Annotated in this window: 18 protein-coding genes and 1 pseudogene; 10 read left to right on the forward strand and 9 right to left on the reverse strand. The window is 59.6% G+C overall.

Annotated elements, in window-relative coordinates; all coding sequences use genetic code 11:
• Positions 1-5: 5 nt before the first annotated feature.
• Positions 6-239 (reverse strand): annotated as a pseudogene (locus tag H6G62_RS18375) (DUF561 domain-containing protein); the annotation flags it as partial.
• A gap of 261 nt (positions 240-500) precedes the next feature.
• Complete coding sequence (locus H6G62_RS18380) at positions 501-971, reverse strand: DUF4277 domain-containing protein (RefSeq protein WP_190497796.1); 471 nt, start codon at positions 969-971, stop codon at positions 501-503.
• A gap of 279 nt (positions 972-1,250) precedes the next feature.
• Between H6G62_RS18380 and H6G62_RS18385 the strand changes: the two genes are divergently transcribed.
• Positions 1,251-1,619 carry a hypothetical protein gene (locus H6G62_RS18385; protein ID WP_190497798.1) on the forward strand — a complete coding sequence of 123 codons (369 nt, stop codon included), beginning with the start codon at positions 1,251-1,253 and terminating at the stop codon, positions 1,617-1,619.
• Positions 1,620-1,873: 254 nt separating this feature from the next.
• On the opposite strand, the gene H6G62_RS18390 is transcribed toward H6G62_RS18385, so the two are convergent.
• Together H6G62_RS18390 and H6G62_RS18395 are read right to left on the reverse strand one after the other, a co-directional pair.
• Complete coding sequence (locus tag H6G62_RS18390) at positions 1,874-2,212, reverse strand: DUF1815 family protein (RefSeq protein ID WP_190497800.1); 339 nt, start codon at positions 2,210-2,212, stop codon at positions 1,874-1,876.
• A 230-nt stretch (positions 2,213-2,442) separates the two neighbouring features.
• Positions 2,443-2,664 carry a hypothetical protein gene (locus H6G62_RS18395; RefSeq protein ID WP_190497803.1) on the reverse strand — a complete coding sequence of 74 codons (222 nt, stop codon included), beginning with the start codon at positions 2,662-2,664 and terminating at the stop codon, positions 2,443-2,445.
• Positions 2,665-2,753: 89 nt separating this feature from the next.
• Between H6G62_RS18395 and H6G62_RS18400 the strand changes: the two genes are divergently transcribed.
• Positions 2,754-3,578: an SWIM zinc finger family protein gene (locus H6G62_RS18400; protein WP_190497805.1), complete on the forward strand. Its 825-nt coding sequence runs from the start codon at positions 2,754-2,756 to the stop codon at positions 3,576-3,578.
• Positions 3,579-3,634: 56 nt separating this feature from the next.
• On the opposite strand, the gene H6G62_RS18405 is transcribed toward H6G62_RS18400, so the two are convergent.
• Positions 3,635-5,011 (reverse strand): gluconeogenesis factor YvcK family protein, encoded by a 1,377-nt coding sequence (locus H6G62_RS18405; RefSeq protein ID WP_242052161.1) that lies wholly within the window; start codon positions 5,009-5,011, stop codon positions 3,635-3,637.
• Positions 5,012-5,311: 300 nt separating this feature from the next.
• Between H6G62_RS18405 and H6G62_RS18410 the strand changes: the two genes are divergently transcribed.
• The 7 genes from H6G62_RS18410 to H6G62_RS18440 all read left to right on the forward strand — a co-directional run bounded on the left by H6G62_RS18410 (position 5,312) and on the right by H6G62_RS18440 (position 12,767).
• Positions 5,312-5,653, forward strand: coding sequence for a hydrogenase maturation nickel metallochaperone HypA (locus H6G62_RS18410; protein ID WP_190497807.1), 342 nt, complete (start codon positions 5,312-5,314; stop codon positions 5,651-5,653).
• Complete coding sequence (gene hypB, locus H6G62_RS18415; protein ID WP_190497809.1) at positions 5,644-6,543, forward strand: hydrogenase nickel incorporation protein HypB; 900 nt, start codon at positions 5,644-5,646, stop codon at positions 6,541-6,543. The genes H6G62_RS18410 and hypB overlap by 10 nt, the downstream gene beginning before the upstream one ends.
• A 166-nt stretch (positions 6,544-6,709) precedes the next feature.
• Complete coding sequence (locus tag H6G62_RS18420) at positions 6,710-7,420, forward strand: SH3 domain-containing protein (RefSeq protein WP_190497811.1); 711 nt, start codon at positions 6,710-6,712, stop codon at positions 7,418-7,420.
• Between the two features lie 117 nt (positions 7,421-7,537).
• Positions 7,538-7,879 (forward strand): NAD(P)H-quinone oxidoreductase subunit M, encoded by a 342-nt coding sequence (locus tag H6G62_RS18425; protein ID WP_190497813.1) that lies wholly within the window; start codon positions 7,538-7,540, stop codon positions 7,877-7,879.
• A gap of 102 nt (positions 7,880-7,981) precedes the next feature.
• Complete coding sequence (locus H6G62_RS18430; RefSeq protein WP_190497815.1) at positions 7,982-10,357, forward strand: protein phosphatase 2C domain-containing protein; 2,376 nt, start codon at positions 7,982-7,984, stop codon at positions 10,355-10,357.
• Between the two features lie 105 nt (positions 10,358-10,462).
• A complete protein-coding gene (locus H6G62_RS18435; protein ID WP_190497817.1) occupies positions 10,463-12,106 on the forward strand; it encodes a CHAT domain-containing protein in 1,644 nt (547 codons plus the stop codon).
• Between the two features lie 70 nt (positions 12,107-12,176).
• Positions 12,177-12,767 (forward strand): hypothetical protein, encoded by a 591-nt coding sequence (locus H6G62_RS18440; protein WP_190497819.1) that lies wholly within the window; start codon positions 12,177-12,179, stop codon positions 12,765-12,767.
• A 45-nt stretch (positions 12,768-12,812) separates the two neighbouring features.
• On the opposite strand, the gene H6G62_RS18445 is transcribed toward H6G62_RS18440, so the two are convergent.
• The 4 genes from H6G62_RS18445 to H6G62_RS18460 form a co-directional block, all read right to left on the reverse strand.
• Positions 12,813-13,304, reverse strand: a complete 492-nt coding sequence (locus H6G62_RS18445; RefSeq protein ID WP_190497821.1) for an ABA4-like family protein — start codon at positions 13,302-13,304, stop codon at positions 12,813-12,815.
• Positions 13,304-14,476: a cation diffusion facilitator family transporter gene (locus tag H6G62_RS18450; RefSeq protein WP_190497823.1), complete on the reverse strand. Its 1,173-nt coding sequence runs from the start codon at positions 14,474-14,476 to the stop codon at positions 13,304-13,306. The genes H6G62_RS18445 and H6G62_RS18450 overlap by 1 nt, the downstream gene beginning before the upstream one ends.
• Positions 14,477-14,496: 20 nt before the next feature.
• A complete protein-coding gene (gene nblS, locus H6G62_RS18455; protein WP_190497825.1) occupies positions 14,497-16,488 on the reverse strand; it encodes a two-component system sensor histidine kinase NblS in 1,992 nt (663 codons plus the stop codon).
• 70 nt (positions 16,489-16,558) lie between these two features.
• A complete protein-coding gene (locus H6G62_RS18460) occupies positions 16,559-16,903 on the reverse strand; it encodes a hypothetical protein (RefSeq protein WP_190497827.1) in 345 nt (114 codons plus the stop codon).
• A gap of 593 nt (positions 16,904-17,496) precedes the next feature.
• Between H6G62_RS18460 and ftsH the strand changes: the two genes are divergently transcribed.
• Positions 17,497-19,305: an ATP-dependent zinc metalloprotease FtsH gene (gene ftsH / locus H6G62_RS18465; protein WP_242052163.1), complete on the forward strand. Its 1,809-nt coding sequence runs from the start codon at positions 17,497-17,499 to the stop codon at positions 19,303-19,305.
• Positions 19,306-19,313: the final 8 nt, after the last annotated feature.

Genomic DNA, 19,313 nt, shown 5'->3' on the forward strand with positions numbered 1-19,313 from the left:
CAGACCTAGGCGCGAGCGGCAACCTTGGCGGTTTGCAGGCTTTCGGCCAGTTTGCGAACCACAGCGACCATGGCCAGGGGGTTATCCAGCTTGTTGACGGCGGAACCCACGCCCACGCCAGCGGCCCCGGCGGCAATGGCCATCGGTGCGGTCACCTCGGACAGGCCAGAGGCGCAGAGCACGGACACGGACACGGCACGGGAGATTTCGTAGGCGGCGGCTAGGGTGGGAGCGGCTTTGAGGGTGTGCGGCACCCGGCTCAGCCACGGCAAACGCCCCACTTGCTGAAGATTCGGTTCACTGTAGAGCGCCGCATCCGCCACTATCAAATCGGGGATCTCCCACGGCTCGGCAAAGGCCCGCATTAGCCCCGCAAAGGTTTGGCTATCGGTCTCATGGCCGCTGCCCACCTGAAGCCACACCGGGATGCCCCCGTCGGCACTACAGATTAAGTTGACTAAAAATTGCTTCAACTCTGGCCGATGGTCTCGTGAATCGCCTCAACAAATCTTAATCGCCTGGGGGCCTTCAGACTCCGGGGGGGCCGCAGACTCGCTCTCCATCGCAGACTCCCCGTCCAGGGCAAAGGAGGTCGAGTCCAGATGGCACTGGGAAGCCCTCACCCCAAACCACTGGGCCACCTGCATCGCCACCTTCAGAAAAAACATCGTCGTCCCGTACTCAAACACCTGATCTAACACCCGCCCCAGACGGTCATCGTTCAGGTGCGACGCCGTTATCCCCGATCCCAGCAGGTGCTCCACTGGTTTGCCTTCGAAAAACTCGCTAAACAGGTACAGCGGGGCACTGACAAACCCCAACCCGTTCAAAATCATCGCTTTCACCACTTGTCCGGGGCTGATGTGGTTCAACGAATGAGCGGGCAGAAACTCGTCCGTGAGTTCCACCAGGCCGATCTCATCGACGATGGCCGCTACCAACCCCAAATGATCCAGGTTTTCTATCTTCAAGGCACGTCCCCATCGCTTGCCCTGAGCTTACCTCAGCCACCCTCAATACTCTTTTTGTCAACCTGCGGAATGTCGGCTTCAGTATCCCCTCCCCCAGCGTTGACGGACGATGATCACTCGCCTACGCGATGCGATGGACACCTTAGCGGTGAAGGTGAAACGCCTCTATCTCGACCGGGGCTTTTACAGCGGGCCGGTGATTCGGTGGTTGATGGCGTTGAAGATTCCGTTCATCATGTCCGCCATGATCCGGGGCAAAACCGGCGGCACCCGTGCCCTTTGTCAGGGAAGCATGGCATCCAATACCTGCTCTATGGGGTCTATCGGGCCAAGGTGGCGGAGTCACAGGTGCATCGTCCTTATCGTGACTGCTTCGGCATTGAGACCAGCTATCGCCTCAAACATCAGGCCCGCATCCGCTCGACCACCAAGAATCCCGTGCTACGGCTGCTCTACGTCGCTCTCGACTTTATTTTAGTGAACCTCTGGGTCTCCCTCCTGTGGCAGACCGTCAGCGTAACCCGACGCGGCGGTAGACGAGTCTTTCAAGAGCGTTTCCCGCTCAAAACCATGCTCTCCTTCATCCACCAAGTCATTGAGCGACATTTCCCCCTTGTCCGGGCTGTATATCTACCTATGGCAGCATAAGCTTGTGATCTACTGAGCCTCAGTAGATCACAAACGCGCTCTCAAAGTGCTGTGGTTTCCACTGCTCAAGTATTGGATTCGACAAGTGCAAACGGGACGCTGCTTGGGATAGATTCAGTATGTCAGGCGTATCCAAGCGCACCGCGATACGACGCCTCGACAAAATGACTTTAGTCTCGGTCTCTATGGGCAATGTTGGATCTATGCCATGGCCTAGGGTTTGACCATCGCCTGCATAGAACGGCCTGAACGGGTTAGACCTGGGTGGGCAGTGCTGGGCTAGCGGGGGCGACTTTGAATTTGGCGAGGTTGGCCAGTTCTTGGAGTTGCTGAATGGCCTCGGCCCCTTCCAGCTTCATAAGTTCGCGGTCGTCGCGCATTTCCGTCCAGGTGATGCCATAGTCGGACACCAGAAAGCGAATCAAGTGATTGTCGCCGAGGCTGACCATGAAGGAGGCACTGTTCATCTGGCCGCCGCAGGTGTAGCAGGAGGCGAGGTACCCCAGCCCTTCTAGCACAATGGCCAGAGCCTGAAGGTTCATGACCAAGTCTTTCACAAATTGTCGATGCTGCTCAGCTAGCCTAACAAACATACCCCACCTCCTCGTGAATCTTTTCGATTGTAGCCCAAAAGTAAAGTGATCCTTAAGACCTTGACAATACGACGCAAAACCTGCATCGATGGACTCCCGATGGTTACCAATTTTGACCCACACAAATCGGTTCAGCGAGGACAGTGATCCTTAATTTAGGGCAGTGTTTCCTGGGAGAGGCGACTGGGGGCGGTCAGACCGATGGTCTGCCTGCGGACAACTAAGACGGCCTACAGATCGAGCAGTTCTTGGTAGATCCCCTTGACGAGGTTGTCGAGTTGCTCCTCTGGGCAACAATCAATCAGGGCGTGGAAGACATCGAGCAGCTTAGCGGCACTGTCGCCCATCATGGGGCTGAGGCCCCACACGTCTTGCACCCAGTCTTGGGGGTCGGTAGTATCAAAGATGAGTCGTTCTAGCAACTGCTGAGCTTCAGCCTTGGAAACGGACATGGTATCCCTTGCGATAGTGGCACTTAGCCATCTTAGCGGCAAGGCTGAGTCCGGCGACCCGATCTCCTCAACCTCCCTGTGGTGACCCCATGACGGCCTATTCTTCGCCTCCATCTCCGGTCTATATCCTGGAAGAGGAAGCCTGGTGGGTACAGCGTTGGGTGGATTTGCTGAATGCCTATCGGTTCAAAAAGCGCCTAGAACGGGGGCGAATCTATGCGCGGGAGGGGCATATCCTGAGCCTGGAATATAAGGGGGCCAAGGTGACGGCTCTAGTGCAGGGGACGGCAGAAGAGCCCTACAAGTTGTCGATTTGGCTGGATACCTTCAGCGCCGAGGACTGGAACTATGTGATTGATTCCCTTTCGGAGCAGGCGATTTATTCAGCTCAGTTACTGGCCGGGGAAATGCCCGCCGATATTGAAGCCGTGTTTACCGCTAACGGCCTCAGCCTCTATCCCTTTAGCCTGGGAGAGGTGCATTCTAAGTGCAGTTGCCCCGACCCCAAGAATCCTTGCAAACACATTGCGGCGGTCTACTACCAATTGGGCGATTTATTCCGGGAAGATCCCTTTGTGCTGTTTCAGTTGCGGGGCCGCAGCCGCGAGAGTTTGTTGGAGGCGCTGCGTCAAAAGCGCCAGGTGGCCGATCCCTTCGAGGACGAGGGGGAAACTCCCGCCGCCGAGCAGCCCATCTCCAATCCGCCAACGGCCACGGTCGATCTAAGCCAGTTTTGGCGCTACGATCAGCCCCTAGATGCGGATCTGGTGGTGATTACGCCCTCCGAAACTACGGTACTAGACACCCTGGGCAAACTCCCCCTGCCTCCAGAGGATGCCCCCACCGTGATGACCCACCTGAAAACCCTGTACCAGGCTGCGGCCCAGCAGGCGATGATCAAAGCGCTGGGCTAGAGCCTTGGGCCTACCCTAGGGCATTCCTACCCTAGGAGAATCGCCCCGGCCAGATCCTAGGGCCAAACTCGCTGGGTGCGGGAGTACCAGCGCAACAGGACACGGGCCAGGTGGTCGGGATGGTGGCGCACGGTCAGGTCGGATCGCTCTTCCATGATGTTGGCGGCAATGATGCGGCGACCGGATTCTATCACCGCTTGGCGATCGAGGATGACGGGGCCAACGCCCTCCTGGGCATAGTGACGAACGATGGCCTCGGCGGGGGGCGTTTTTTGCACGAGCACCGCATCGAACAGGTATTGGCCACAGGCAGAATCGAGGGCACGAATGTGATCGGAGACGGAAAAGCCCTCGGTTTCTCCGGGTTCCGTCATGATGTTGCAGACGTAGATGCGGGGTACCCGCTGGGCCGCAATGGCCTTGACGAGTTCCGGCACCAGCAGGTTAGGAACGATACTGGTATACAAACTTCCTGGCCCAATGATGATGTAGTCGGCGTCTTCAATGGCGCGGATGGCCTTGGGTAGAGCAGGGGGGTTGGGCGGCAAGCAACCAATGTGGACGATGCGGCGGCGAGCCTCGGCAATTTTAGATTCGCCCACGATCCGGCGACCGTTGTCGAGTTCCGCCCACAGTTGCACATCGCTGAGGGTGGAGGGAATCACCTGTCCGCGCACCGCCAACACCTTGGAACTGGCGGCAATGGCCTGTTCTAAATCCCCGGTAATTTCGCTCATGGCGGTGAGGAACAGGTTGCCAAAGCTGTGCCCGACTAACCCACTGCCCGCCTCAAAGCGATACTTAAACAGTTCCGTCAACAGCTTTTCTTCATCCGCCAGGGCCGAGAGACAGTTGCGAATATCGCCGGGGGGAAGCACGCCAATTTCCCGCCGCAGCCGCCCCGACGATCCGCCATCATCGGCCACGGTGACAATGGCGGTGATATTGGAACTGTAGTGCTTCAGCCCTCGCAACAGGTTGGAAAGGCCCGTGCCGCCCCCCACCACCACAATCTTTGGCCCCCGCGATAATCGCCGCTGAGTGAGTAGGGCATCCAGCAGTTCCTCCTCCTGTCCCGGAATCAGCACATCGGTGATGACCCCAACGGTGCGGCTTTGGCCCCACAGAATGAGCGCCAGCCCCAGCAAAATGCCCAGCGGCCCGCTCACATAGTTGGGCACGTAGGTAGTGAACAGTCGCAATGCCGCCCCGATCACCTGCCCGGTGTAAAAAACTGGGGTGAGCCGCAGCCAAATCATGATGCCAATGCCCACCATCAGCACCCCCGCTGCGCTGAGGAACAGCCACCGCTTGACCAATAAGCCCGGAGCCAGCCACCAGACTAAACGACTGGCCCGCCGGGATGAGCGCCCAGGGGGCTGACGCCATCGGTTGAGTTTCTCAAGCATGAAGGACAGAGGGTTAGGCCGCATTAGTGGGACATCAATGAGATCAACATCAGGGCAGATAGAGCCAGAATCCACCCCGCAACCTAGAGGCCAAGGTCTAGAACGTGGCGGGCGTTCCGTTCAGGGATAGTGTAGCTTCTATTACTCCAAGCCAAGGCAACCCCTGCATTTCCGATCTTAACGGCGATGGGTTCTTCCCCTGGGGCAAGCGCATCGTCTGCCGATGGGAACGAAGGACGCCGAGACCAACCTGAAGATTGCTGGAAGCTTCGTCAGATCCGGGGAGTCGGCGGTTAAGCTATCCCATAGCGCCGTGATCAACCCATGCACGAACTCAGTATTACCCAAACCATCATCGATACCGTGACTGAAGCGGCCCAAGGTGCCCCAGTGCAGCAGATTACCCTAGAAATTGGTGAGCTTTCGGCCATCCTGCCCGATTCCATTCAGTTTTGCTTTGAAGCCTGTATCCCCAACACCCCTCTGGCTGGGGCCGTCCTGGCGATCCAAACCGTGCCAGGGCGGGGGCGCTGCCGAGACTGTGGGTACGAAATGCCCCTGGAGATGCCCTACGGCATTTGCGACCAGTGCGATAGCCTAGCCATCGATATCATCGCGGGAGAAGGGCTTGTGATTCTTTCTATGGAGACAATGCCATGTGCGTAACCTGCGGCTGTTCCGACGGGGCCGAACCGACCTTGACGAACCTCACCACCGGGGAAATCACCTCCCTCGCTGAATCCACCGCTGAACACACCCACACCTTACCCAACGGCCAAACCCTCACCCACCGTCACGGGTCACCGGACAGCCACGGCCATACCCACGATCATGCCCCCACTCCCCACTCCCCACTCCCCACTCCCCACTCCCCACTCCCCACTCCCCACTCCCCACTCCCCAACCTCCACACCCTAGAGCTCAACGTTCTGGCCAAAAACGACCTGATCGCCGCCCAAAACCGGGGCTGGTTTGAGGGCCGCGATGTGCTGGCCTTGAACCTGGTGAGTTCCCCCGGTGCGGGCAAGACGACGCTATTGACTCAGACCATCAACGACCTCAAGGATCGCCTCACCTTTGCGGTGATTGAGGGAGACCAGGCCACCCTCCACGATGCCGAGCGGATTCGAGCCACGGGCTGCGATGTGGTGCAGGTGAACACGGGCACGGGCTGTCACCTAGAGGCGGAGATGGTGCGACGGGGGGTGCAAACCCTGCAACCTTCGGCCTGCTCGGTGCTGATGATTGAGAACGTGGGCAACCTGGTGTGTCCGGCCCTGTTTGACCTGGGGGAACGGGCCAAGGTCGCCATTCTCTCGGTCACTGAGGGGGACGATAAACCCCTGAAATATCCCCACATGTTCCGGGCTAGTCAGATTATGCTGCTCAATAAAATTGACCTGTTGCCCTACGTCAGCTTTGATGTGGATCGCTGTATCGCCTATGCCCGCCAGGTGAACCCCGATATTCAGGTGTTTCCCCTATCGGCCACCTCGGGAGAGGGGCTGGATCATTGGTATGGCTGGCTATTGGATCAGGCCAAGCCCACCCCGTAGGTCGATGGGCCAGGGAGTTCGGTGAACGGACACTTGAGGAGGAACGGGCTGTGATGGTTCATGGCCTGCCCCTGGCCAACGTTGCGCATCGTTACATCCAGATCCGGTCGGCGTGGCGGGATGGGTACCCTACAGACAACGCAGGCAACTCACTTCAGGAGCAGTTATGGCAACGCAACGGGCCTCGATACCCTTAGGCTTGCTGCTAGGAGTAGGGCTGGGGCTGGGCAGCGGACAACCCTGGCAACCCTCGATGGCCCAAGCCAATGAGCTAGGGGCGTTAACCGCCGAACCTGGTTCTCAGATTAATGTGCGCACTGGCCCCGGATCCCAGCACCCGGCCCAACACTATGGCCTAGCGGGGGATCGGGTGGCGATTTTGGGATCAGCGTTTGAGCCCTGTGGTAGTACCGTGAGTTGTCGCGAGTGGCATCAGGTGCGCTTTTTGCAATCCGGTGCGGTGGGCTGGGTGCGAGGGGATTTTCTGGTGCAGGGCACACCGCCCCTCAGTGATGCCTGCCATCGCCAACTGGCCGAAGAACGAACGCGCCTCAACGGCGTTAGGAACGGCTTTTTAGGGGCTATCTATCTGGCGTCTAGCGACGTTTCTCCCTATCGAGATCGGCCCCACGAAATGACTTTTCGCCTGGGTGGCCAGGGCCAAGCGTCGGTGTTGTCGTCGCCCCAGTTTATGCGCAACATGGGGGATCGGCTGATTCAAGCCTGCGGTAGCGTTAGTGCGGTGCGCTATGCCTCCGATGCTTCGGGCTGGCACGACATCTATGGGCTGATCAATGGCCAAGTAACTGGGTTCACCTGTGTGGATATCGACGCGGCCCGCGATTTGCGCTGGGGGGAATACTACTGCGGCCTATAATCCCAGTCGTTGCCACCCATGGGCACGGGTGCTGGGCGAAGAATTGGGATTCGCACAGCGGATCGGGTAGGCTTAAATACGTACAGCCATGCACCCTTTCAGAGGCACCGTCTGACCATGATGCTGAAGTCCACCACGCGCCACGTACACATCTATACCGCTGTTGTCGAGAACAACGCCCTGGTGCCCAGCGAAGATCGCCTCACCCTAGATGTTGATCCTGACAATGAATTCAACTGGTCGGAGGAGTCCGTCAAGGCCGTTTATCGGGAGTTTGATCGCCTCGTAGACGCCGCCGAGGGCGAAGATCTCACCGACTACAACCTGCGCCGGATTGGCTCCGATTTAGAATATTTCATCAAAGACTTGCTGAAAACGGGCCAAATTAGCTACAACCTCAAGAGCCGTGCCCTGAACTACAGCATGGGTCTGCCCCAGGTGGTCGCCAACGACCAGTAGACTGACCGTTAGCGGTTTTCCCGAAAACAGGGGCTAGGACAAGGCCATAGGCCATCAGGGGGTCGATAGGATGATCGCAGTTCTCTACAGCCTGAGCGGATAGTGATTCACTGTACCAATCCGACCTGCCGCGCCTGGGTAACCCAGCCTTTGGGTCGCTGCCCCACCTGCAATACCCCTCTGCTCTATCGCCTTCTGTTGGCGGTGAGCGAAGGGGCACCGTGGGATCACGGCACTACGCCTCCGTCCGGTCGCCCCATTGCCGAGCGCTACCTGGTATGGAAGCACCCCGTGTGGATCGATACCCGCCTGGAGGAACCCATCGCCCCAGTGGATCCTATTCCCCCGGCGGTGCTGCCCTATCTACATCTATCGAGCCTCATCCAGCACATTCCACGCCCCTACGATTACCTCAGTAGTACCGTCAGCGGGTTGGGGGTCGATGTGCTGCTGCTGGATGCTGCCCCTCTGGCCATTACCCTGCCTCCCTCGGCATCGGAGGCCATTCAGGTGAAGGTATTGCCGCCGATTAGCCAAGCCTGGGCCGGGGGAACCGCCTTGCAACAATTGGACTGGCTGCGGCAAATGGCGTTGCTGTGGCCCGCCCTAACCGAAGAGAATGTGGCCTCTACGCTGCTGTCCCCAGAGACTCTGCGGGTGGATCAATCCCTGCTGCGGGTCACTCGATTGGTGGCCGATCCGCCCCAGGCTCCCACCCTAGCCAACCTCGGCCATCGCTGGCAGTCCTGGGTGGCCCAAGCCCAGCCCGCGATTCAGGATTATCTCGGCTGGCTTACAACTGCCCTGTCACGGGGGCAATTTGCCTCGGCCACGGCCCTGCTGGCGGAGCTAGATCAGGCGATTCAAACCCTAGCTATGGGGCTAACCGTGACCGTAGAGTGGGATGCCGATACCGACCAGGGGCCAGCCCGCGACCGCAACGAAGACGCCTGTTTCCCCCATCGGCAGGCCCAAAAACAGGTGCTCGTGGGGCAAGGGCAGGCCCAGGAAGCCCTGCCCCTATTGTTGGTCTGTGATGGCATTGGGGGCCACGACCACGGCAATGTGGCCTCCCAAATCGCGATCCAAACCCTCACAGAGGCACTTCAGGCCCTCGTCCAGCAGCAGGCCCTCAGCCCCGGCACCGTGGCCCAGTGGCTCAAGCAGGCCATGGCGCAAGTGAACACCAACATTGCCGACCGCAACAACGACGAACATCGCTCGGCCCGCGCCCGCATGGGCACCACAGCCGTGCTGGCCCTGGTGCATTTTCCCTACGTTTCCGTGGCCCACCTAGGGGATAGTCGGGCCTATCGGGTGAGCGCCCGCACCGCCTACCAAATTACCCTGGATGATGATGTTGCCTCCCGCGAGGTGCGCATGGGCTATGCCCTCTACCCAGAGGCAACCCACATGACCGGGAGCGGAGCCCTGGTGCAGGCACTTGGCATCAACGATTCCGCCTACCTCTACCCCACGGTGCAGCACTTTTTAATCGATGATCCCTGCCTGCTGCTGCTGTGCTCCGACGGCCTCAGCGACTATGACCGGGTGGACATGCTCTGGCCCCACACGGTGGCTCCCCTGGTTGGGCAAGTGGCCCCCCTCACGCCCGCTATCCAAACGCTGATTCAGTGGGCCAACCAGCTCAATGGTCACGATAACGTGACCGTGGGGCTGATGCGGTTTACCCCCCAAGCGTTCCAGGCCAAGCCTCTCCCCGCCGCTGCCCAACGGTTGTCTGCGGCGGCGGCTGTGACTCCCACCGCGTCTACCGTAGACCCCTGCGAGGCACCGCAAACCACTATCGTAGCCCCGGCCCCGGCGGATTCTGGTTCACCCACCCCCATACCCCTGAATGCCCCCGATCCCCCAGTCCATGCCCGCCCCAAGGCGCGTTCCTTTCCCTGGAAAGCCCTGTTGGCGGGAGCCCTGCCCACCTTAGCGTTGCTGGCGGGGGCGGGATGGGCCTACCGCCGCTGGCAACCCCCGCCCTTGGCCCTGGATCCGCTCCCCCCCTGGCCCCAGGAGATTGGGGCACAGGCGCTCCTGCCCCTGGCCTCCACGACGGTGGATATTGCCGTGGGATCCTTTTGGCAGCGGTCGGTGGCCTGGGCCAACCCTAGTCAGCCCGATCCCCTGGGTTTGGCCCCATCCCTGGGTGCAGTGCCCCCCGGAAACCTGCCCACCCTTCCCGTAGGCAGTATTCTTAAGGTGGTTGATCGGCGTGACCTACCCGATCAGATCCAGTGGGTGTATCTTCAGGTTTGCTCCATTCCCGCCGGATCCTCCCCGGCCCTAGCCCCCCAGGGATCAGATGGCCTCCCAGGCACAGTACCCTTGACCTCCGGCAACCCCGTGGGGCCAGTGGCTCAGCCCGGTCGGCAGGGTTGGGTGCGGGCCATGGCCCTGGGAACCAACGCCACGCCCCTCGATGAAATCACGCCCAGCCAGCGAGGAACCTGTTCTAGTCCCTAGCCTGCCGCATTGTCGGATCTCCGCTTGTGTGCCTGGGGCGCGGGTCGGTTGGGAAATCGGTTGCGCCTGGGAACCCTGCCCTGTCCTGGTTTGTTGCCCTGTCCTATGTCCCCTTCCCCAGCGTTGACCCTACGCCTTGCCCTAGATCGCTTGACCAAGGCGGATGCCAACCACTATGCCATTTGGGTGCTCAATAGCCCCTTCCCCGATGGCTATGCCCACCACGACCGGGTATGGGATGAGGCCATGGCTCAACTGTGGGCCAGATGGCAGGACTTTTTCTCCCTGCGCGGCCTGCCCCTGGTGCCCCACGTCCCCTCAGCCTACGTGCCCCAGTTTGATCTCGATGCCCTGCTCGATCAGGTGGGGCCACCCCTGGAGACAGGGGGGCAAACCGGACGGCTGATGCAGGGGCTAGGGGTCAGCCTGTGGAACTGGTTGTTCGATGGCCCCCTGCGATCTACCCTAGAACGCAGTTTGGGCATGGCCATGGGCCTAGGCTGTCCCCTGCACCTTCAGCTCGAAATTCGGGCTCCCGAACTGATTAGCCTGCCCTGGGAAATTATGCAGCCAGAGCCCGGTCGTCCGGCGGTGTCTCTGGGGCCACAGATTTTGTTTAGCCGCACCACCAGCGCCGTCGATACCCTACCGCCGCTTGCCCTCGATTCATCGCTGCGAATTTTGTTGGTGCTGGGTCAGGAGGCGGTGGGCCATGGGGGGGTGTCGGCGGCGACGCTGCAACTGGCCCAGGAGGCGGCTGTCCTCAAGCATCTGCTAGAACAGAGTGCCTCGCGGATCGGATCGTCCGCTTCGGCGGTGCCCTGTCAGGTAAGCACCCTAGTGGAACCCGATACCAAAACCCTGGTCTCTACCCTAGAGCAGGGCCAGTTCAACGTCTTTTTCTACGCAGGGCACGGGGTTCCAGCTCCGGATGGGGGGCTGCTGTTTTTGAGCCCAGAGATGACCCTAAGCGGCATGGAGCTGGCCCAGGTGTTGGCCCGCTGTCGTCTGCGGCTAGCGGTGTTTAATACCTGTTGGGGGGCACAGCCCGATCAACGCCAAAGCCAGGTAATTCCCCGCAGTAGCTTGGCAGAGGTGTTGCTGCACCATGGGGTGCCAGCGGTGCTCGCCATGCGCGATTCCATTGCCGATGAGGAGGCGTTGAGTTTTATCCAGGTGTTGGCCCAGAGTCTTGCCCAGCGGCAATGGGTCGCCCAGGCTATGGCCACCGCCCGCCAACACCTCCTCACCGTCTATCGATTTAACCATCCGGCTTGGACGCTGCCCGTGCTCTACCAGCATCCCCAGTTTGAGGGCACCCTCCTGCACCCCATTGACCCAGCGGTGACCCAACTGCCCGGTCAAGATCTCCCCCATAGCCCAACCCCGGTCATGCGCTGCGCCGACCATCCCAACCGGATCTGGCGCATGGGCGGCGGGCAGCTGCGGGTGGGGCGTCTACCGGACAATGATTTGGTCATCCCAGAGCCCTGGGTATCCGGCCAACATGCGGAAATTTTCTGCCGTAATGGCCTAGGTTCCGATCCGGATCAACCCACCTACTACCTACGGGATCAATCTCGATTTGGCTCTTACTATTTCGATGGGGCCGATTGGCAGCATGTTCATCGGGCAGAGATCCCCCTCGCCCTAGGCACCGCCCTACGCTTTGGTAGCCCTGAGGGGCAACTGATGGAATTCACCCTGGAAAGCGCACCGAGTGAGGATAGGATACGGAATGGCCGCTGACGGTACTGTAGTCTTTACCAAGATCCATCACTGTTCTGTGCATCTCCCCTGTAGAGTTATGACCTCGCCCATGTCGTCTTCCCACTCCGATTCCCAGATCCTCGATCAGGCCAAGGCCGACCTCCTCTCCGCCCTGGTCAGCCCGCCGCCGATCTACCCCTGGCTACCCCATCACGAAGCCTCAGAAGCCTACTTTGCCGATGATCCTCTAGGGGACGACGACCCGTTGATTGAAGCGGCCCTGGCGAAAGGTTGGCAGCGGTTTTCGGCCCAGATGACCAGCCAGTGGGCTAATGCCTCGGCTCCTGGGGTAGCCACCATCCTCCAACGTCTAAAAACCCAACTTCAGATTTCCCTATCCGACGATCTGCTTCACACCCTAGCCACCGCCGTGGCCACCCTAGAAGCCAACCGTCAAACCTACCTAGATCGCCTTGTGGCCTGTGCCCAGTCCGTTCTACCCACCTGGGATGCCGGAGATTTGGCCGTGTTAGCTCGTCCCCTGGTCTACTCCCTCCGGGATGGCCATAGCGAAATCCTCGATCTCAACCTGCAATCCATCCCCCAAGCCGACTGGCAAAGCCTCTCAGATATCGAACAGGCACGCCTCAGCCTAACCCTAGCCGCCTTTGCCCTCAAGGTTGCGGATCAAGAATCCTAAACCAGGAATTGTAATTTGCCTACCGCTGAATCGCTGAGGCAAGGCTTAGGCGGAAGCATCAGGGGCATCCATGCTGGGGGCGTTTGGGATTGGTTTGGCTAGCCGTTGCCAGATAGCCGTCGTAACGAGGTGAGACAGCAACCCCATTGGCCCCGCAAATAGGGTCAGCGCCAGGGAGTGGCGGGTGAAAACGCCCGTTTCCTGACCTTGGAGGTAAATCCAGCGACCCACAAACAGGTCAAAGGCGAGGTAATGCACCCAACCCGTAGCGGTGACAAAGGGAATGGCGAAGAGGTTGGCCAAGTCCGCCAGCTTCAGGTTGGGATCAGAGAAGGCTTCGATGCCCTCCACGTTGCCAAAGCTAGCTACAAATAGGAATAGGTACAAACTTGCCAAAGCGGCTACGGGCCACAGAGAGGCCATGATCGTGCGAGTGAGTTTGGCGTTGGGCACCAGCACCATCAGCGTCCAGAAGGGCAGCACAAACAGGTTGGCACCGCTAAAAATTAGCTCTAGTAGAGAATCGTCAATGGTCATCACAAATCCTTCTCAGCGGGGGCCTTTGTTTCTAGTGTGCCATTGTCTAACCGATTCGGGGAGGGCAGGGATGCCATCGACGGGACACCGCGCACCCTCACCCAGCCTAGGTAAGGTAGGGCTTCCTTGAGGGTCTGCTCAACTTGAGTGGTGATGGATTGGGTTTCAGCCAGCGACAGGGTAGGAGCTAGGGCCACATCGAGTTCGACGTACAGCCGATGACCCAGCCAACGAGCTTTGAGGGCTGAGGGCTTCTGCACGGCAGGGACGTGACCTAGGGCGTGATCGACCGCTTCCAAAAATTCGGGCTCTACGCCATCCAGCAGGCGGGTAAAGACGGTCTGGCCCGATTCCCACACAATCTTCAGCAGCACGGCGGTAATCACCAGGCCAATCACCGGGTCGGCCCAGGGGTAGCCCAGGCTGACCCCGATGGCGCTGAGCAACACCGCCAAACTCACCAAGCCATCGGCCATGGCGTGTTGGCCATCGGCAATCAGGGCGGCACTGTTGATCCGTCGGCCCACCCGCATCCGAAACAGGGCCACCAGTTCATTCCCCACAAAGCCCACCAGCGCCGCCGCCGCCAAGGCTCCTAGATGGCTGAGGGGTTGGGGATGGTAAAAGCGCTCGATGGATTCGTAGGCGGTGATTAAAGCACTGGCCAGCACGACGCCGACAATGGCCAATCCGGCCAAGTCCTCTAACCGTCCAAAGCCGTAGGCAAAGCGCTCCGTGGGCTGGCGACGGGAAATCATAAACGCTACCCCTAGGGGCAGGGCCGTGAGGGCATCGCCGATGTTGTGGATCAGATCCGCCAGTAGCGCGACGCTGCCAGACAGCCAGAACACCCCTGCCTGAAGCACCGCCGTAATCACCAGCCCCACCAGCGACCACTTCACCGCCCAAAGGCCCTGTTCTGAGGCAGCAATTTCTGGGTCAATGGCTCCGTGGACATGGCTATGGCCCTCGTGCCCGTGGTGGTGATGCCCGTGGGCATGGCCGTGGTGAGGGTGCCCGTGATGATGGCTATGGGGATGTCCGTGATTGTGGGAAGGCCCGTGATCCCCATGATCAGCCTGATCAGTGGACGATTGGACAGCGGGGGATGGGATCCCAGAAGCCTCAGAGGACAAGGCCGCTGGGGTCGGGGAGGAAGACGATGGGGGCATAGCTAAAGGGCGACAGGGAACTAATTGGCGCTGAGAACCGTTTGGGCCGAGGGATCGATCTCGGCGACAGCCACCAGGGATGGATCGGCGGGGCTGGGCGTGTCCTCCGCCGAGGGCTGAATGGCGAGGTCGAACCAGAAGGTGGTGCCGACGCCGACTTCGCTATCGAGGTGAACCTGGCTGTTGTGCTTCTCAATGATGTTTTTGACGATGGATAGCCCTAGCCCGGTTCCCTCTAGGGTATGGACGCGGTTCTCGACCCGGAAGAAGCGGTCGAAAATGGCCTGCTGATCTTCGGGAGCAATGCCGATTCCGGTGTCGGCCACTTCTACCCGGATGCAGTCGGCCTGGGTTTCGTCGGGGCTACCGTCCTGGGTTTGGCAGGGCACCCGGCGGGCGCGAAGGGTGACTTGGCCACCGGGTTCGGTGAATTTTAGGGCGTTGCCCACCAGGTTGGTGAACACTTGCAGCAGAAGATCGTAGTTACCCAGCACCGGGGGTAGGTTGGGTTCCACTTCTTGCCGCAGGTCGATCTGCTTGTCCCTAGCGTGGAGGCGGTGGGTACGGAGGGTTTGCTCGATGGGCTGCACGATGTCCACGGCGTCGATGATGTACTGACGGCTCGACTCCAGCCGCGACAAATCCAGTACGTCGTTCACCAGGCGGGTGAGGCGGTCGGTTTCGTGGTTGGCGGTTTCAAGAAATTCCTTGCGCTCGATGTCGCTGAGGTCTTCGCCGTACTCGTGGAGGGTTTCGATGAAGGATTTGATATTGAATAGGGGCGTCCGCAGTTCGTGGGAGACGTTGCTAATAAACTGGGCCTTGGCCTCGTTGAGGGCGGCTTCGCGGGTGATGTCCTGCACCGTAATTGCCAGCCCCTTCACGTTTTCCTTGGCCTGATCCAGCACCGTATTCAGCAAAATCCGCAGGGTACGGTGACTGGGTTCGGTGAGGGGAATGCGAAACTCCATGGCCTCGGCCTCGCCCTGGACGGCTTGGAACAGGGGGCGAGTGAGCTGTACCCGCACGGGACTGGGCAGGTGTTCGAGGATGTTGGCCCCATCGAGGGACTGGTTGCCCCAGTTAAACAGGCGGCGGGCAGTGGGGTTTACCAAGACGGCGTGCATATCGCTGTCGAGCAAAATCGCGCCATCGGCAATGGTAGATACCAGGGTTTCCAGCTTGGCCTTTTCGGCGGTCAGTTCTTCGATATTTTGCTCTTCGTAGCGCTCTAGGCGCTCGGCCATGTCGTTAAAGCTGTAGATCAGTTCACCCAGTTCACCCCCTAGGGGGAGATCGATCCGCTGCTTAAAGTTTCCGGCGGCGATGTTTTTTACCCCCAGCAGCAGTTCTTTGATGGGCTGGGTAATAGTGAGGGCATTGAACACCGCTCCCAGAATCACCATCACCCAAATCGAGACAAACACCGCAATGGTGACATCCCGCGTTAGGTGCGACGAGGCGACCACCGTGGGGTTGGGGTTAATGCCCAAGGCCAACACGCCCAGGTGCTTGCCGTTGTAGTTCAGGGGCACAAACACATCGGTGACTTCCCCCGCTGGCGTAAGATGCTGGCGCACCAAGGGCCGATCCGTGGTTTCGGCGTAGCCCTCTGGCAACTGCATCCGCCGCCGCAGGGTGAGGGAATTTTGCACCGCCGCTTCTGAAAAGGGAATGCCAAAGAAAATGTCGCCGTTCTCATCGGCGTAGAGCATATACCGCACGCTGGAGGTGCTTTGGTAGAAGCTGTAGGAGAAGCGGGCCAGTTCCGTGCGGTCGGTTTCGTTCACCAGGGGGGCCACGTTTGCCGCCAGCAGCAGACCCAAATCTCGGGCAAAGCGGGTGTCGTTCAGCCGCGCATCGTACTGAATGGTGTTGACGGCCCAAAAGGTGAGGCCGCTGGTGATGAGCGACACCACCAGCGTTGCCCCCGCCATCAGCCGCGTTTGCAGGGTGAAGTCGCCCCACCAGCGAAGGAACAATTCTTGGATCTTAAGAAGTAGCCTGATCAAGGGTGCCCTGGAAGACTAGACGCGCAAGTTAGCCTATATTCTGGCATGATCTCGCCCAGTTCGCCGCCCGTTAGCCCTCAAACAGTCCCTCAAACTCCTGGCGCAGGGAGGTGTAGTTCACTACTCGGCCTACCAGTAGGTTGTCCTGGCCTTGGGCCGATTCAAACTGCTGCTTCCAGTGGCGCACGTCGTCTTCTTGGTGCAGCCAAAATTCCACAATTTTGCCAACAATCTCGTCCCAGTCCCAATCGGGCTTGCGGTGGACGGCCTCCGTGGCGCTAATGAAGGCGTCCAGGGTGCAGATGGAGCTACCCAAAAAGGCTTGGCTGCGCTGGGGCTTGGTTTCCATCCGCTGCTGATGGGTGAAAAACTCCAGCACCGGAGCAACACCGACGATATCGAAGCTGTAGGACATGGTGAACACTGGAACTCAACGGGGTTTTTTATGGGAGCATCCCTCGCCCCTCGTCTGCCCATAAACATCTTGTTTCCATGCCGCAAGTCCTTGGAGATCCCCCTAAATCCCCCTTGGAAAGGGGGACTTTGACTCCGGTTTCCCTAGAAAGCGGGACTTTAACTCCAGTTCCCCCCTTACTAAGGGGGGCTAGGGGGGATCAACCCTAGGAATTAAGCGAGATAGAAACGTATGTATAGGCAGGAGCCTGCCCTGGGAGAGGGGCTGGGGGTGAGGGCAAAAACAGCGCGTTTCTAAGGGGGGCTGGGTTGAGTAAAACGTTTCAAAAAATGATTGTGGCTATGCTAAACGCTGGCACCGGAAGCGGCAAGTCCACTGTGAACATCCTTAAAAATTCCATTTTTAGGCCAGAAGGTTAGACTAGGAAACAGTTCTAGGCTCCCGATGGGGTGTCCATGCCTAGGGCGCTGTTCACTTGTCGGCCCATGTCTATGCGTTTCTCTGGTCAGCCTGCCCACTCCCGTCGCTCCCAGTCCCTACGTACCAGTGCCACAGGGGCCATTACGGTCGGTTGGCTGTTGTTGCAAAGTTTGATGCCGTTGCCCCCTGCCCTGGCCCAAACCGCCGCCGAAGACGACCAGATGTCCTACGGTGAGTTTTTGAGCAACATCAATGCGGGTCTGGTGGAAAGCGTTGAGCTAGACGAGACTCGCGGCATTGCCTACGTCACCCTGGAGGGCGATGCGGAAGATCAGCCGCCTCACGAAGTGCTGCTGTTCGCCGGAGAGCGCAACCCGGAGCTAATCCGCACCCTGCGCGAAAACCAGGTGGACGTGAACATCCGCGACACCAGCGGCAGTTCCGCCCTGGCTTGGTTGGCGACTAACTCGTTACTAGCGCTGATTCTGATTTTGGGCCTACTCATGCTGCTGCGACGGGGGGCCGCAGGGGCCGGAAACGCCATGAACTTTGGCCGCTCCAAGGCCCGCTTCCAGATGGAGGCCAAAACCGGGGTGGTGTTCGATGATGTAGCCGGGATTGAGGAAGCCAAGGAAGAACTGCAAGAGGTGGTGTCCTTCCTGAAAAATCCCGAAAAGTTTACGGCTATTGGGGCACGGATTCCCAAGGGAGTGCTGCTGATTGGCCAACCGGGCACCGGGAAAACCCTCTTGGCTAAGGCCATCGCTGGCGAGGCCGGGGTGCCCTTCTTTAGCATTTCTGGTTCGGAATTTGTGGAAATGTTTGTGGGGGTAGGGGCATCCCGTGTGCGCGATTTGTTCCGCAAGGCCAAGGACAACGCCCCCTGCATTGTGTTCATTGACGAAATTGATGCCGTCGGTCGCCAGCGGGGCGCAGGCATCGGCGGCGGCAACGACGAACGCGAACAAACCCTCAACCAACTCCTCACCGAAATGGACGGCTTTGAGGGCAACAGCGGCATCATCGTCATCGCCGCCACCAACCGGGTGGATGTGCTGGATACGGCCCTGCTGCGGCCCGGACGCTTCGACCGTCAGGTGGTGGTCGATCTGCCCACTTACAAAGGGCGGCTGTCGATTTTAGAAGTCCACGCCCGCAACAAAAAAATTGAGCCGGAGGTCTCCCTCGAAGCCGTGGCCCGCCGCACCCCTGGATTCTCCGGGGCCGAACTGGCCAACCTGCTAAACGAAGCCGCCATCCTCACCGCCCGCCGCCGCAAGGAGGCCGTCACTATGCAGGAAATTGAGGACGCCATCGACCGCATCACCATCGGCCTCAGCCTCACGCCCCTGCTCGACAGCAGCCGCAAACGCATGACCGCCTACCACGAAGTCGGCCACGCCCTGCTCACCACCCTGCTCACCCACTCCGACGAGCTGAATAAAGTGACGATCATCCCCCGCTCCGGCGGCATCGAGGGCTTTACCCAATCGCTGCCCAACGAAGACATCATCGACAGCGGCCTCTATACCCGCAACTGGATTATCGACCGCATCACCGTGGCCCTAGGGGGCTTTGCCGCCGAAGCCGAAGTGTTTGGCGACGACGAAACCTCCACCGGAGCCAGCGGCGATATCCAGCAAGTCACCAACCTAGCCCGTCAAATGGTCACCCTCTACGGCATGACCGACCTCGGCCCCGTGGCCCTAGAAAGCATGGATAACCAAGTGTTCCTAGGCCGCAACCTGATGCCCCGCAGCGAAGTCTCCGAGGAAATGGCCAGCAAAATTGACGCCAAGGTACGGGAAATTGCCCTCACCTGCCTCGACCGCGCCCGCCAGACGCTCCGGGATAACCGCGTGCTGATGGATCACCTCGTAGACCTGCTGCTGGAACGGGAAACCATCGACGGCGAAGAATTCCGCCAAATCGTTAGCCAATACACCGAAATTCCTGAAAAATTCCTGGTGAAAGCCAGCTAAACCCAGTC

Source organism: Phormidium sp. FACHB-1136, assembly GCF_014697375.1.
GTDB lineage: Bacteria > Cyanobacteriota > Cyanobacteriia > Phormidesmidales > Phormidesmidaceae > Nodosilinea.

Excerpts from the sequence above, each read along its gene's own strand:
- H6G62_RS18390 (WP_190497800.1), bottom strand. The coding sequence starts at position 2,212 with ATGTTTGTTAGGCTAGCTGAGCAGCATCGACAATTTGTGAAAGACTTG.
- H6G62_RS18395 (WP_190497803.1), bottom strand. The coding sequence starts at position 2,664 with ATGTCCGTTTCCAAGGCTGAAGCTCAGCAGTTGCTAGAACGACTCATC.
- H6G62_RS18400 (WP_190497805.1), top strand. The coding sequence starts at position 2,754 with ATGACGGCCTATTCTTCGCCTCCATCTCCGGTCTATATCCTGGAAGAG.
- H6G62_RS18405 (WP_242052161.1), bottom strand. The coding sequence starts at position 5,011 with ATGCGGCCTAACCCTCTGTCCTTCATGCTTGAGAAACTCAACCGATGG.
- H6G62_RS18410 (WP_190497807.1), top strand. The coding sequence starts at position 5,312 with ATGCACGAACTCAGTATTACCCAAACCATCATCGATACCGTGACTGAA.
- hypB (WP_190497809.1), top strand. The coding sequence starts at position 5,644 with ATGTGCGTAACCTGCGGCTGTTCCGACGGGGCCGAACCGACCTTGACG.
- H6G62_RS18420 (WP_190497811.1), top strand. The coding sequence starts at position 6,710 with ATGGCAACGCAACGGGCCTCGATACCCTTAGGCTTGCTGCTAGGAGTA.
- H6G62_RS18425 (WP_190497813.1), top strand. The coding sequence starts at position 7,538 with ATGATGCTGAAGTCCACCACGCGCCACGTACACATCTATACCGCTGTT.
- H6G62_RS18435 (WP_190497817.1), top strand. The coding sequence starts at position 10,463 with ATGTCCCCTTCCCCAGCGTTGACCCTACGCCTTGCCCTAGATCGCTTG.
- H6G62_RS18440 (WP_190497819.1), top strand. The coding sequence starts at position 12,177 with ATGTCGTCTTCCCACTCCGATTCCCAGATCCTCGATCAGGCCAAGGCC.
- H6G62_RS18445 (WP_190497821.1), bottom strand. The coding sequence starts at position 13,304 with ATGACCATTGACGATTCTCTACTAGAGCTAATTTTTAGCGGTGCCAAC.
- H6G62_RS18450 (WP_190497823.1), bottom strand. The coding sequence starts at position 14,476 with ATGCCCCCATCGTCTTCCTCCCCGACCCCAGCGGCCTTGTCCTCTGAG.
- H6G62_RS18460 (WP_190497827.1), bottom strand. The coding sequence starts at position 16,903 with ATGTCCTACAGCTTCGATATCGTCGGTGTTGCTCCGGTGCTGGAGTTT.
- ftsH (WP_242052163.1), top strand. The coding sequence starts at position 17,497 with ATGCCGTTGCCCCCTGCCCTGGCCCAAACCGCCGCCGAAGACGACCAG.